The sequence below is a fragment of the Pseudoalteromonas sp. Ld20 genome (genome assembly GCF_045064175.1).
GTDB lineage: Bacteria > Pseudomonadota > Gammaproteobacteria > Enterobacterales > Alteromonadaceae > Pseudoalteromonas > Pseudoalteromonas neustonica.
In genome coordinates, this window is record NZ_JBISHB010000034.1 from 61,143 (window position 1) to 74,486 (window position 13,344).

The following is a 13,344-nucleotide window of genomic DNA, read 5'->3' on the forward strand; positions in this document are numbered from 1 at the left end:
CCAATGTTCAATATACCGAGAATAGCTAACCAATTTAGCCACATAATCGCTGATAAAATAAATCAAAAAACTAAACCACTTAGCGCACTTGGACAGCTAGAGCAATGTGCCACGCAATTGGTTACTATATTTAGTCAAAAAGTATCAAGTGAAGCTGCCTTTAAAGCATTTACCCCTGTTCTTAATAAACCTACTTTGCTTGTTTTTGCAGGCGATCATGGCGTTGCAGCGCAAGGTGTATCAATAGCACCCAGTGATGTTACTTCACAAATGGTCACTAATTTTGTCAGTGGTGGTGCAGCAATTAACGTATTTTGCCAACAGTTAGGCTGGCTGTTAGAAGTGGTTGATTGCGGTATTTTACACCCAGTAGCTTCACCAAGTGTGCATAATTGCCGTTTAGGCAGCATTACACAGCCGCTTAATACAAATATGGCGATGTCAATTGAGCAGGTATATCGAGGTTTTGATAATGCCAAACAACTTGTAAAACAGCTTAGCCTTAAAGGCTGTAATACCGTTGCGTTTGGAGAGATGGGCATAGGTAATACAACCAGTGCCGCGGCTATTATGGCTGCGATGCTTAAATTACCCGCACAACAATGTGTAGGTAAGGGCACAGGTGTAAGTGATGATATTGTTGAGCGAAAAATTGCAGTTGTAAAGCAAGCACTTATATTACATAAGTCACAATTTGCAGATCCAATTACCTTGCTTGCGGCATTAGGTGGGTTTGAAATTGTGCATATAACAGGTGCAATGTTAGCAGCTGCTGAGCAGGGTATGGCAGTGGTGGTTGATGGCTTTATTTGTAGCGCTGCGGCTATGATTGCAATAAATATAAACCCCACAGTTAAAGAGTATTTAATATTCGCTCATTGTTCAAACGAGCAAGGTCACCGATTAATGTTAGATACACTTAACGTTAAACCACTGCTGCAACTTGATTTGCGTTTAGGTGAAGGCTCAGGCGCTGCGTTAAGTTTACCGTTACTGCAAGCGTCACTGGGTTTTTATAATAAAATGGCTAGCTTTGCTGATGCTGGCGTGGAGCAGGTTGTTAGTTAATGCACTCTAATCTAGATGAAAACAAAGTAACGCAATGGCAGTTACTGTTATTAGCAATCAGTTTTTTAACTCGAATACCTGTTGAATTGCGCTTTGATGTGAGTACTGTGCACTTAAACCAAGCAAGTCGTTATTTTGCTTTGGTTGGTTTGTTACTCGGTGGATTATTAGCGCTTAGTTACTGCGTTTTTCAGTTGCTGTTCCCGCTATCAATTAGCATCCTGTTAATGATGGCAATAGGGTTGCTGTTAACGGGCGCTTTTCACGAGGATGGTTGGGCTGATGTGTGGGATGGTTTTGGTGGCGGTTGGCAGGTAGAACAAAAACTTACCATCATGAAAGATAGCCGTCTTGGCACTTATGGCGCAGCAGCATTGTTTATAATACTGCTGATTAAATTTCAGAGCCTACTCTTGCTTAGTAACTCATTATTGGGTGTATTAAGTGCAATTTTACTCGGGCAATGTTTAAGCCGTATGGTGGCAACGAGTTTAATTATAAGCATGGATTACGTTAGTGAAGATGCCACTTCGAAAGTAAAACCGCTGGCGATGCACTTATCCAACTCTAGTTTAACTATTTTACTGTTAACCGCAGCAGTTTTGCTGGTGAGTTTAATCGCTGCAAGTCTTGTGTTATGGCAAACCGCGTTAATACTCATTGCGGTATTATTGATCTTAAGAGTGATTTTAATCCGCTGGTTTAAACGCCAGTTAGGTGGATATACCGGTGATTGTTTAGGTGCAGCGCAGCAACTAAGTGAAATTGCGATTTACTTAACGTTGGTGAGTGTACTATGAACGCTAATCATACGCTTATTTTAGGTGGGGCTCGCAGCGGTAAGAGCCGTTTTGCAGAGCAGCTTGCACAGCAAAGTAATAAGCCTGTAATTTACCTTGCTACAGGTCAAGCACATGACGTTGAAATGCAAACTCGTATTAAGCATCACCAGCAACAACGCCCTACAGATTGGCAATTAATTGAAGAGCCAATTACGCTGGCTGCAACACTTCAAACACACAGTAGCAAAAATAATTGCATCTTAGTTGATTGCTTAACTTTGTGGCTGAGTAACTGTTTATGCAGCGGTCGAAGTGATTGTTGGGATGAACAAAAAACGGCATTTCTAAATATTTTTGATAATTTACCCGGGCAAGTCATTTTTGTGAGTAACGAAGTTGGTCATGGGATTGTACCGCTTGGCGAACTTAGTCGTCAGTTTGTTGATGAGTCTGGCTGGTTGCATCAAGCGATTGCAGTAAAAGCTGCGCGTGTTGAATTTATAATGGCAGGTCTTGCCTTAACACTTAAAGGGCAGTCATGATGAAAACATTAATGATACAAGGGACAACCTCTGATGCAGGTAAAAGTACCTTAGTCGCGGCACTGTGTCGAGTATTTGTAGATCAAGGTATTAAAGTTGCTCCATTCAAGCCGCAAAATATGGCGTTAAATAGCGCCGTAACTGAAGATGGTGGCGAAATTGGGCGTGCCCAGGCACTACAGGCAATTGCCGCTAAAGTGCCGCCACGCGTTGATTTTAACCCTATTTTACTCAAACCAAACAGTGATACTGGCGCACAAGTGATTATTCACGGTAAAGCGATTAGTAACATGGAAGCACAGGCGTACCACGATTATAAAAAAGTCGCTATGGATGCGGTACTTACCTCGCAACAACGCTTAAGCGAAGAGTTTGAGTTATTAGTTGTTGAAGGCGCGGGTAGCCCTGCTGAAATTAACTTACGTGCTGGTGATATAGCTAATATGGGTTATGCAGAAGCGGTTGATTGCCCTGTAATAATAATTGCAGATATTGACAAGGGCGGCGTGTTTGCACACTTAGTAGGTACTTTGGCACTGTTAAGTGAGTCAGAGCAAGCAAGAGTAAAGGGTTTTGTTATCAACCGTTTTCGTGGTGATATCGCATTACTGCAAAGCGGCCTTGATTGGCTTGAAGAGTATACGAGTAAACCTGTATTAGGTGTATTACCGTATTTGCACGACTTAGCCCTTGATGCTGAAGATGCGGTCGCGATTGATAACCAAGTTAGCCAAGCAAAAATTAGAATAGCCGTTTTGCTATTGCCGCATATTAGTAATCATACTGATTTTGATGCACTGCGCTTAAACACCCAAATTGATATTAATTACATTCGTCATACTCAAATGATCCCTGATGTTGATCTAATTATCATTCCCGGTAGTAAAAATGTGATCAGTGATTTGGCCTTTTTAAAAAATGAAGGGTGGGGGGAACAAATTAAACGCCACTTACGTTACGGTGGCAAGTTACTCGGTATTTGTGGCGGTTTACAAATGTTGGGTAGCGATATTTATGACCCTAAAGGCGTTGAATCAAGCCAAGCACATTGCAAAGGGTTAGAGCTTGCTGAGTTTATTACTGAGTTAGGGCAACAAAAGGTGCTAACGCAAGCTGCAGGTATTATCAATCTGCAAGGGCAACAGGCTAAAGTGGCTGGTTATGAAATTCATGCTGGTAGTAGTCAAGGCCAAGCACTCGAGCGGCCTTTTTTAAAATTTACTCAACACCCTAATAATGTTGCACAAGACGGCTTTATATCAAAAGATGATTGTATAGCGGGTACTTACTTACATGGCTTGTTCGATAGTAGCGAAGCCACGCAATTAATACTCGATTGGGTCTTACCAAATAGTGGCATTACGCAGTTAATAGACATAGACACACATCGCGAGCTGCAATTAACGCGCTTAGCTGATATGTGTAAAGAACATTTAGATTTAGATAAAATCACACAAATTTACCAAAACTGGGAAGGAGTTAATAATGAGCGATACAAATAACGATAAACACCAACAGCGCCAACAAAAAGTAAAAGATAAAGTGGATGAGCGCATTGCTGCCGCGCAAACAGAAAAAGGCGTTTTTCAGGTTATTACTGGTAACGGTAAGGGTAAGTCAACCTCAGGTTTTGGTACGGTAACACGCTGTGTTGGCCATGGCATGAAAGCCGCAGTGTGCCAATTTATTAAAGGCACTTGGCCATGCGGGGAGCGCAATATATTGCAAGGTGCAGGGGTTGAGTTTGCCATTATGAACACCGGTTTTACGTGGGAGACGCAAAATAAAGAATCAGACACTGCAGCGGCGCAAGCAACCTGGCAAGAAGCTAAACGTATGTTGGCTGATGAATCAATTAACTTAGTATTACTTGATGAAATTACTTATATGCTCACTTATGGCTACATTGATTTAGATGAAGCGTTAGAAGTGATTGCTAATCGTCCGCCAATGCAATCTTTAATCATTACAGGGCGCGGTGCACACCGTAAATTAACAGACTTAGCTGATACCGTCAGTGAAGTACGTAACGTTAAACACGCATTTGATGCCGGTGTAAAAGCGCAAATAGGTTTTGATTACTAATGGTTAGGTTAGTACTTATTTTATTTGTGGCTTTAAATTGTTTTAAGGCGATAGCCCAAACTAATAAGCAGCAGCTTAGAATCGTCGCCCTTGCACCACATATCGTTGAAAACCTATATGAGATAGGCGCAGGGGAGCAAATTGTAGGCACTGTAGAATATGCAGACTTTCCAGCAGCAGCCAATGATATTCCCCGTATTGGCGGCCATCAAGGTATTCAGCTAGAAAAGCTTTTAGCACTGAGACCTGATTTAGTGCTCGCGTGGAAAACAGGCAGCAAAGCCGAAGATTTAGCGCGTATTAAAAGCTTTGGCATTGAGGTTTCGTACAGTGATGCCAGCGAAGTGGATAAAGTGCCTAATGAACTGCGTCGCTTAGGTGCACTTACCGGGCGAGAACACGTGGCCGAGCAAGCCGCAATTGAATTTGAACATAAAATTGCTGCTATCAAAGTACAGCATCAAGGTAAAAGTAAGGTGGCGGTATTTTATCAGTTATGGCCTGAGCCGATGATGACGGTGGGTAAAAATACCTGGATCAATCAGTTAATTGAAATTTGCCAAGGTCGTAACGTGTTTGCAAATAGCCGAACCGATTACCCGCAGATCAGTATTGAAAATGTGGTTGTAGCTAAACCCGAGGTAATTATATTACCTGACGAAAAATCACAGCAGCAACAAGCCGTGATTGACTGGTCTCAATGGCCTGAAGTCCCCGCAGTAAATCATAATCTGTTTATTAAAGTTAATGCTGATTTATTGCACCGCTTTACAACCCGCATGCTTGATGGTCTAACGGATATGTGTACTAAAATTGATGATTCTCGTGTTGTAATTAAGGAGGCTTTATGAGTGATTGGCAACGCTTTTTAAAAACTGAGTGTGCAAAACCTTATATGCAAGAAACACTTGCAGTCGTAGCGAAAAAGCGCAGCGAAGACATAGCTGTGTACCCGCCACAGTCGCAGATATTTAGCGCATTTGATGCAACACCGCTGAGTGATATAAAAGTGGTCATACTCGGTCAAGACCCATATCACGGCGAAGGACAAGCGCATGGTTTATGTTTTTCTGTTTTGCCTGAAGTCAGTAAACTTCCGCCTTCTTTAAAAAATATTTATAAAGAACTGGCAACAGACATTGATGGTTTTACCATACCAACACATGGCTATCTACAACGCTGGGCAGAGCAGGGTGTGTTTTTACTTAATACCGTACTCACGGTAGAGAAAGGCCAAGCACATTCGCACAAACACTTAGGCTGGGAGCTGTTTACCGATCAGGTGATTGCTCACATTAATCAACATTGTAAAGGTGTGGTGTTTATTTTATGGGGCGCTCATGCGCAAAAAAAAGGTAAGGGCATTGATAGCGACCGTCATTATGTCTTAAATGGCCCGCACCCATCACCGTTGTCTGCGCATCGTGGTTTTTTTGGTTGTAAGCACTTTTCCACTACCAATCAGCTATTGATACAACAAGGTAAAAAAGCTATTAATTGGCAAGTATAAAAATCGAATATAAAAAACAAAAGGCCCTTACTTTATCAGTAAGGGCCTTTTAGCTGGTTAGTTGCTACTGCGTTGCTGAATTAAAAATCTAATTCATCAATCGCAATATTGTCTGCAAAAAAATCTAGTTCCTGTAGTTCTTTACGTAATCGTTGCTTATCTTTTAACGCTTCGATTTCGCGCCATTTTCGCTTTTTATTTTTCTGAGAGGTCTTTCTGGTTGTATCAGGACCTTCTAATATTTCTAAAATATCGTCTAGGCTATCCATTAACTTCTCCTATTGAATTTTTTTGAACCTCGAAAATACCTATACCACAGGCCAAACTAAAATAGAATAAAAAAGTGACGTTTATGTTACGAAAAAGTGACGAGTTAATGAATGTTGATTATTTTAGGTATAAAAAAACGCCGCTATAGCGACGTTTAATATTTAACTAAAAATAACACTTAAAAAGAGATTACATCGCTTTAAAGCGTGCCTCTAGTTGCTCTTGAGCATCAGCAAATGAGCGAATACCTTCAGCTAGTTTTTCAGTCGCCATGGCGTCTTGATTATGTAACCAACGGAACTGCGATTCAGTTAATGGTGCTGGCTTTGGCTCTTTAGCAATATCACTTTCCAGTAAATATTCTTGTGCGCCCTCAAGGTTACCTAACTCTTCTAAAAGATTAGGGCTGATTGTAAGCTTGTCACAACCCGTTAACGCGATGATTTCGCCTGTGTTACGGAAACTTGCGCCCATAACCACGGTTTTATAATCATGGCGTTTGTAAAATTCAAAAATGCTGCGTACAGATTGCACACCAGGATCTTGTAGTGGATCTGTTGGTTTTTCCATTCCATTGGCTACGTGCCAATCTAAAATACGGCCAACAAATGGTGATATTAAAAATACGTTAGCGTCGGCACATGCACGCGCTTGCGCATCACTAAACAATAAGGTTAGGTTACACTTAGTACCTTCTTTTTCTAATTGCTCAGCAGCTTTAATACCTTCCCACGTTGATGCAACTTTGATTAAGATTTTATCTTTGCTCACGCCTTCTTTTTCATACAGACTAAGTAAGGTATGTGCTTTAGCAATCGTTGCTTGAGTATCAAATGATAAACGCGCATCAACTTCAGTAGAGATATAACCAGGTACAATTTCACTGATCTCTTTACCAAGCAATACTGCAAAGTAATCACACGCTAATTCTAATTGCTTGTCTGCATCTTGCTCGGTTTCTTTTGCATAGCTAAATGCTTTATCTAAATACGGCTTGTACGCTTCAATCTCGCTGGCTTTAAGAAGTAAAGACGGATTAGTCGTTGCATCTTCCGGTTGATGTTTTTTGATCGCTTCAATATCGCCTGTGTCTGCCACGATAGATGAATGTTGTTTGAGCCTTTGTAGAGCTGAAGTCATTTGCTTTCCTCATTCCAAGCAAGTTAAAAGAAAAATCTACTGTAACTACCTTATACTGCAGCACTGTGACAGTGCTTGATAGGTCTTATGTCCGTATCAGTGAAGAACGAAGATGCAAAGCGCAATAGGCTATGCCAATAAGGTAGGTATCATACCAATCAATTCTCACTAATTGATATAAACAAAACGTGCTTTTCGTTTCATTTAATGTTGAAATTGACATTAAATAATTTCCAAGTCAATAGCTAACTATGATCACTGTTATTTCACCTGCAAAAAATTTAGATTTCGAGAGTAAAGCAAGCACTGATAAATTCACGCAACCTGAGTTACTTGAGCACAGCGAAGAGTTAATGACGGTGTGTCGTGAGTTAACGCCAGCACAAATTGGTAGTTTAATGAAAATTAGCGATAAGTTATCAGGCCTAAACGCTGCGCGCTTTAGCGAGTGGTCTCAACCATTTACTACCGACAACGCCAAACAAGCAGTAATGGCCTTTAATGGTGATGTTTACGGCGGTTTAGATGCAAACACCTTAACCGCAGATCAACTTGATTACGCACAAAGCCATTTACGTATTTTGTCAGGCCTTTATGGGCTATTAAAACCATTGGACTTAATGCAAGCGTATCGTCTTGAAATGGGCACTAAGCTTGATAATAGTCGCGGCAAAAACTTATATGAGTTTTGGGGCAGTGTTATTGCTGATAAATTAAATACTGTTCTTGCTGAGCAAGATAGTCAGTATTTAGTAAACTTAGCATCAAACGAGTATTTTAAAGCCGTTGATAAAAAAACCTTAAATGCGCAAATTATTACCCCGCATTTTAAAGACTGTAAAAACGGTCAATATAAAATTATCAGCTTTTATGCTAAAAAAGCCCGTGGCTTAATGGCACGCTACATCATTGAAAATAAAATCACACAGCTAAGCGATCTTAAACAGTTTACAGTTGATGGTTATTACTACAGCGAAGAAGCAACTCAAAAAGCACTTGAGCCGGTATTTATGCGTGACGAACAAAATTAATTTTTAAACACCACTCTCAATACAAAAAGCCATGCATCGTATGGCTTTTACGTTTTGGCGCTTATTTTGCAATACCTGAGTATATTTTAGAATACTTAAGGTTAAACAATGTTAAAAATACCGTCTATCAGCGATGCCGAAAAACTTATAGAGGAAAAACTCGGAGGCTGGTTTGATATTGTCATCAGCCACATTCCTAACTTTATAGTTGCGGTACTCATTGCAATAATCTTTTCTATTCTCGCACGCTTTTTAGGTTCAATGGTGCGCAAACTATTACGCCGTACACTTGACTCAAAACAAATTGCGGATTTAATGGCATCTATTTTTAAAATGATTGTGTTGTGTGTAGGTTTATTTGTTGCACTTGATTTTATAGGCCTTAAAGGCACAGTTACCTCTTTGCTTGCGGGGGCGGGTATTGTTGGCCTCGCCATTGGTTTTGCTTTTCAAGATATGACCGAAAACCTCATTGCCGGTATCGCTATGGGGGTCCGCAAACCCTTTAAAACTGGGGATGTTATTAAAACTGATGATGTTTTTGGTACGGTTAAATCAATTAATCTACGCAACACATTAATCGAAAATTTCTATGGTCAGCTTAATTTAGTGCCTAACAAAATCCTTTTTCGTAACGTATTACGTAATTACAGTACGTTAGGTGTACGTCGTATTGAAGTGCCAGTGGGTATTTCATATGGTGATGATCCTGAGCTGGCAGCTGAAGTTATTGTTAAAAAAATCAATGAGTTTGATTTTGTAATTAAACAAGAAGAGACGGCGGTATACGCCGAGGGCTTTGGCGATAGCAGTGTAAATTTACTGGTTTGGTTTTGGATAAAATACCCTGGCGAAGCTGATTTTATGACGGTACGCCACAAAGCAATTGTTGCTGTTAAACAAGCGCTCAGTGACGCTGATATTAGCATTCCATTCCCAATACGTACGCTTGATTTTGGTATTAAAGGCGGCGAAAAACTCGATGCGATGATCAGTGAAAAAAGAACGGAAAAAAATAGCATGGAGCAGCGCGAAGCTAATTAGTTTAAGCACTGTTAATGTTATTTAATGACTTATAAGCGCGAGTTGTACTCGCGCTTAACTATGTATTATTTACGCAATAGCTGCCCATATTTACATAACTTATAGTAGGTAAAGTCTAATATCAGCGAGCATTTCCATACTTTATTTTTTAATTCATTCCTCAAGCTTTCAGTAGACTTTTATTCAATCAGTAACTAGCTTTTAGTTAGTTAAGTGAGGTTTAAATAAATGAACACCAAGAAGCTCAATAGCCAGCAACCCAATAATCCATGTATTCGTCACTGCTGTTTGGATGGTAATGATACATGTATAGGCTGCTTTAGAACCTTAGATGAGATTCTAGCGTGGCACAGCGCCAGACCAGAACAAAAACAGCAAATACTTAACGCATGCCAAAAACGCAAAAATGCCCACTATAAATGAATGTGCTTGCGTCTTTGCCAATGTAAACTTAGCCATCTAAGGGTAATATTTACAATTGGTAATAACTTACACTTTTTGGTATTGATAGAAGTCCATACGGTAGGGATGTTTCATATGAAATGTCCGCTGATAAAGCTGTTACACCTCAAAGGTTTATTTGGTGGTAAAGAGTAACCTAAAAAATATGCAATCAGGTAACAGAAGCTTCACGACACCTATTATACGTCTCTTATTAGAATGAGAGTTCAGTAGGGAATTCATTTCCTGTTATAGGTAGGTAGTGTTCAAAAAACCTAAACCTTGTGCTTACTAAATATTCATTGTTCAATACAATATTAATATTTTTTGGCCTTTGCAAGACCCTGAATCTAGAGATTAATTGGAAGTATAAAAAATTAAATGGTAGCGCTGTTGGAGCTTGTGGACGTGTGACTCGATTCTGAAAATTTTAAAAAGGCTAAGAATTTTAAAGTGTCTCAGTATTCACTAACCACTAACCAAGGTGAAATCTTTCACCTAGTATCTTTAGCTCTGTCCCTCTAATCCCTTACTCTCACCTGCATTTTATTTTCTATGATGGCGATGCCTTGCGTGTTCTCTAAAAACTTTTGTGCCAATGCTCGTTCAAACCCTGTTTCGGCTATACCATAAAGTGCTATTTTGTTGCCCTTAACATGTACTTGTAGCTGCGAAATTTTTAAGTTCGGGTTAGTGCGAAGCTTATTAACAGCGAACTGCTGAAGTGTTGGCTGAGTTGATGCACTGCTGACCATTATCGTGCTGGTGGCTGCGCTGACTTGTGTTGCACAGGCTAATAAAAAAATACAGCAAAGCGATATAAGTAACACAGTTTGTTTAAAGCGGTTCATGATTTCCCTCACATTTAGCTTGGTTAGTAATTTTTATGAATTACACACTGTATTACAATAACCATTCCACACTTAACTTGCTGAATATAATCATATTTTTTATTTGTAATTATGTGAATAGGAGATTTTTACATTTTATTCGGTAAAAAATACGGTGATGCTGATCGTGTTATTCTTTATATATATTTATTTGGACTAAGAAATACCTTTAAAAAATAACAATTATTTTACATTTTATTTGTTGCGTTATTTTGACTGATAAATAGATTAAGCATCTTTGAAATCTAAGGATTTTCTTATATTTTATAAATACTCCTTTAATACCAACTGATTATTTACTCTAGTTAAATTTGTTATAATTTTGTATCAACCCGCTTGACAGCGCTGTCAGGCCTGTGTTTCTATTAAAGGGTTGTGAATTAATTGTAAATTCACTGGGCATAGAATTTAAATCCAAGGAATTAAAATGAGAGCGTCAAAAACCCCAACATTTAAGATAACGGCAGTCGCTACGGCGATTTTATTATCAACAGCAGGATCAGCTATTGCACAAGAAGTTGAGTCAGAGCGTTTTATCGTTCATTTAACTGAGCAAACGACTGCAGTACACACTGCTTTTGCCCGTAGCCAAGCACAGGCTGATAATATTAAAAGAGGCTTGATGAGCGATGTTGCATTACAGGCTAACGTTGAAGTAATTCAAACTCTACCCGATATCAATGCAATGGCGGTGGTTTTAACGGCTGATCAAAAAGCGCGCTTATTACAAAGTTCAGAAGTAGCAAGCATTGAAGTGGATCCAAAGCGTTACTTAATGGCTGAGAGCACGCCTTATGGTATCACTATGGTACAAGCTCAACAGCTATCAGATAATCTTACTGGTAATCAAAAAGTATGTATTATGGATACTGGTTATACACTTAACCACCCTGATTTACCAAGTACAGGGATCACGGGTAGCGATGGCTACGGTGCTAATAATACAGGCAATTGGTACAACGATGGTAATGGCCACGGTACACATGTTGCAGGTACGATAGCGGCGCTTGGCGGAAATGGCGAAGGTGTTATTGGGGTTAATTCATCAGGTCAATTAGGCTTACACATTGTTAAAGTGTTTAACGATCAGGGCCGCTGGGCGTATGGTTCTGATTTAGTGGCGGCAATAGGTCAATGTCAATCTGCAGGTGCAAGTGTAACAAGTATGAGTTTAGGTGGTCCGCAATCATCTAATGCTGAGCGTCAAGCATTTGCAAATAGCTATGCACAGGGCATGTTACATATTGCTGCAGCGGGTAATGATGCGAATAGCTCATTAAGCTATCCTGCATCATATGATTCTGTTGTGTCTGTTGCAGCGGTTGACCGCAGTGGTAGAAAAGCATCATTCTCACAATATAACTCACAAGTTGAAATTGCTGCGCCGGGCGTAGGCACTAATTCGACATGGAATAACGGGGGTTATAAAAGCATTAGCGGTACATCAATGGCTACGCCGCATGTATCGGGTGTTGCTGCATTAGTATGGAGTCATTTCCCACAGTGTTCAAACCAACAGATTCGCGATGCGTTAAATGCAACAGCACAAGATAAAGGCGCAGCAGGGCGTGATACGTCATATGGCTTTGGTATTGTTAAGGCCAAAGATGCTTATGATTATTTAGCACAATCAGAATGTGGCGGCGGTAGTGGTGTTGATAATGCACCTGTGGCGCGTTTTAGCGCATCGGTAAATGCTAAGCAAGTAACATTCAGTAATGCGTCAACAGATGACAAAGGCATTAGCAGTTATAGCTGGAGTTTTGGTGATGGTAATTCATCAACGGCTGAAAACCCGACTCATACATACGCAGCTGATGGCAGCTATTCAGTTACTTTAGAAGTTACTGATACCGCAGGGCAAGTAAATCAGCGCAGTCAAACAGTGAAAATTTCAACCGCTGTTGGTGGTGAATGTGAAGGTATTGCATCATGGAATGCGAGCAAATCTTACCGTGTTGGTGACTTAGTAGAGTTTAACCAAGTTAAATACAAAGCGACGTGGTGGTCAACAGGTGCAAGCCCAGCTGTTTATTCAAATGTGTGGTCTCGCCAAGGTAATTGTAAAACTGGCGATGGTGGCGGTACTGTAAATCAAGCGCCTAAAGCAAACTTTGATTTTAGCGTATCAGGTTTAGCGGTTAGCTTTACTAACGCATCAACAGATGATGTTGCGGTTACGGCTTATAACTGGACGTTTGGCGACGGTAATGCAGCCAATACAAAAACACCGAGCCATACTTACCAAGCGCCAGGTTCATATGAAGTCAAATTAACCGTAAGTGATGCACAAGGCTTAAACCATACTTTGGTTAAGACTGTGACAGTAACAGACGGTGGAACACCACCCGCAGGTTGTAGTGGTCTTGCAACGTGGAGCTCAACAGCAGTTTACACAGCTGGAAAAGAAGTTGCCCATAGCGGTAATCGTTATAGCGCAAAATGGTGGACGCGTGGTGCTAACCCTGCAGATAACTCATCATCATGGGCTGTATGGAAAGACCTTGGTAAATGTCAATAAATGATTAATTAATACCAATC

14 protein-coding genes are annotated in these 13,344 nt (G+C 40.2%); 11 read left to right on the forward strand and 3 right to left on the reverse strand.

Features of this window, described 5'->3' with window-relative positions; translation table 11 throughout:
* The first annotated feature begins 3 nt into the window (after nt 1–3).
* Genes cobT through ung form a run of 7 tightly spaced genes read left to right on the forward strand, consistent with a single transcriptional unit; the run spans nt 4 to nt 5,987 of the window.
* Nucleotides 4–1,068 (forward strand): nicotinate-nucleotide--dimethylbenzimidazole phosphoribosyltransferase, encoded by a 1,065-nt coding sequence (cobT, locus tag ACJJVX_RS10080; protein WP_405631301.1) that lies wholly within the window; start codon nt 4–6, stop codon nt 1,066–1,068.
* On the forward strand, nt 1,068–1,868 hold the full coding sequence (locus tag ACJJVX_RS10085) for an adenosylcobinamide-GDP ribazoletransferase (protein ID WP_405631304.1): 801 nt from the start codon (nt 1,068–1,070) through the stop codon (nt 1,866–1,868). Before cobT ends, ACJJVX_RS10085 begins: the two co-directional genes overlap by 1 nt.
* Complete coding sequence (gene cobU / locus ACJJVX_RS10090) at nt 1,865–2,392, forward strand: bifunctional adenosylcobinamide kinase/adenosylcobinamide-phosphate guanylyltransferase (protein ID WP_054205327.1); 528 nt, start codon at nt 1,865–1,867, stop codon at nt 2,390–2,392. The genes ACJJVX_RS10085 and cobU overlap by 4 nt, the downstream gene beginning before the upstream one ends.
* The gene (locus tag ACJJVX_RS10095) at nt 2,392–3,894 is read left to right on the forward strand and encodes a cobyric acid synthase (protein WP_405631547.1); all 1,503 of its coding nucleotides are present in this window, start codon (nt 2,392–2,394) and stop codon (nt 3,892–3,894) included. Before cobU ends, ACJJVX_RS10095 begins: the two co-directional genes overlap by 1 nt.
* Nucleotides 3,878–4,477, forward strand: a complete 600-nt coding sequence (gene cobO, locus ACJJVX_RS10100; RefSeq protein WP_054453123.1) for a cob(I)yrinic acid a,c-diamide adenosyltransferase — start codon at nt 3,878–3,880, stop codon at nt 4,475–4,477. Before ACJJVX_RS10095 ends, cobO begins: the two co-directional genes overlap by 17 nt.
* A complete protein-coding gene (locus ACJJVX_RS10105) occupies nt 4,477–5,328 on the forward strand; it encodes a cobalamin-binding protein (protein ID WP_405631307.1) in 852 nt (283 codons plus the stop codon). The genes cobO and ACJJVX_RS10105 overlap by 1 nt, the downstream gene beginning before the upstream one ends.
* Nucleotides 5,325–5,987 (forward strand): uracil-DNA glycosylase, encoded by a 663-nt coding sequence (ung, locus tag ACJJVX_RS10110; RefSeq protein WP_169328479.1) that lies wholly within the window; start codon nt 5,325–5,327, stop codon nt 5,985–5,987. The genes ACJJVX_RS10105 and ung overlap by 4 nt, the downstream gene beginning before the upstream one ends.
* 80 nt (nt 5,988–6,067) lie before the next feature.
* Here ung and ACJJVX_RS10115 read toward each other — a convergent pair whose 3' ends face one another.
* Both ACJJVX_RS10115 and tal read right to left on the reverse strand, forming a co-directional pair.
* The gene (locus ACJJVX_RS10115) at nt 6,068–6,256 is read right to left on the reverse strand and encodes a DUF3545 family protein (protein ID WP_054205331.1); all 189 of its coding nucleotides are present in this window, start codon (nt 6,254–6,256) and stop codon (nt 6,068–6,070) included.
* Between the two features lie 190 nt (nt 6,257–6,446).
* Nucleotides 6,447–7,397 carry a transaldolase gene (gene tal, locus ACJJVX_RS10120; RefSeq protein WP_054205332.1) on the reverse strand — a complete coding sequence of 317 codons (951 nt, stop codon included), beginning with the start codon at nt 7,395–7,397 and terminating at the stop codon, nt 6,447–6,449.
* Between the two features lie 251 nt (nt 7,398–7,648).
* On the opposite strand from tal, the gene yaaA reads away from it, so the two are divergent.
* The 3 genes from yaaA to ACJJVX_RS10135 all read left to right on the forward strand — a co-directional run bounded on the left by yaaA (nt 7,649) and on the right by ACJJVX_RS10135 (nt 9,895).
* A complete protein-coding gene (gene yaaA, locus ACJJVX_RS10125; RefSeq protein ID WP_054205333.1) occupies nt 7,649–8,428 on the forward strand; it encodes a peroxide stress protein YaaA in 780 nt (259 codons plus the stop codon).
* A 108-nt stretch (nt 8,429–8,536) separates the two neighbouring features.
* The gene (locus tag ACJJVX_RS10130; protein ID WP_054205334.1) at nt 8,537–9,472 is read left to right on the forward strand and encodes a mechanosensitive ion channel family protein; all 936 of its coding nucleotides are present in this window, start codon (nt 8,537–8,539) and stop codon (nt 9,470–9,472) included.
* 228 nt (nt 9,473–9,700) lie between these two features.
* Nucleotides 9,701–9,895 (forward strand): DUF1289 domain-containing protein, encoded by a 195-nt coding sequence (locus tag ACJJVX_RS10135; protein WP_082355600.1) that lies wholly within the window; start codon nt 9,701–9,703, stop codon nt 9,893–9,895.
* 539 nt (nt 9,896–10,434) lie between these two features.
* Here the strand turns inward: ACJJVX_RS10135 and ACJJVX_RS10140 are convergent.
* Complete coding sequence (locus tag ACJJVX_RS10140) at nt 10,435–10,764, reverse strand: hypothetical protein (protein WP_054205335.1); 330 nt, start codon at nt 10,762–10,764, stop codon at nt 10,435–10,437.
* A 466-nt stretch (nt 10,765–11,230) separates the two neighbouring features.
* Here ACJJVX_RS10140 and ACJJVX_RS10145 point away from each other — a divergent pair, with 466 nt between their 5' ends.
* Nucleotides 11,231–13,324, forward strand: a complete 2,094-nt coding sequence (locus ACJJVX_RS10145) for a S8 family serine peptidase (RefSeq protein ID WP_054205336.1) — start codon at nt 11,231–11,233, stop codon at nt 13,322–13,324.
* Nucleotides 13,325–13,344: the final 20 nt, after the last annotated feature.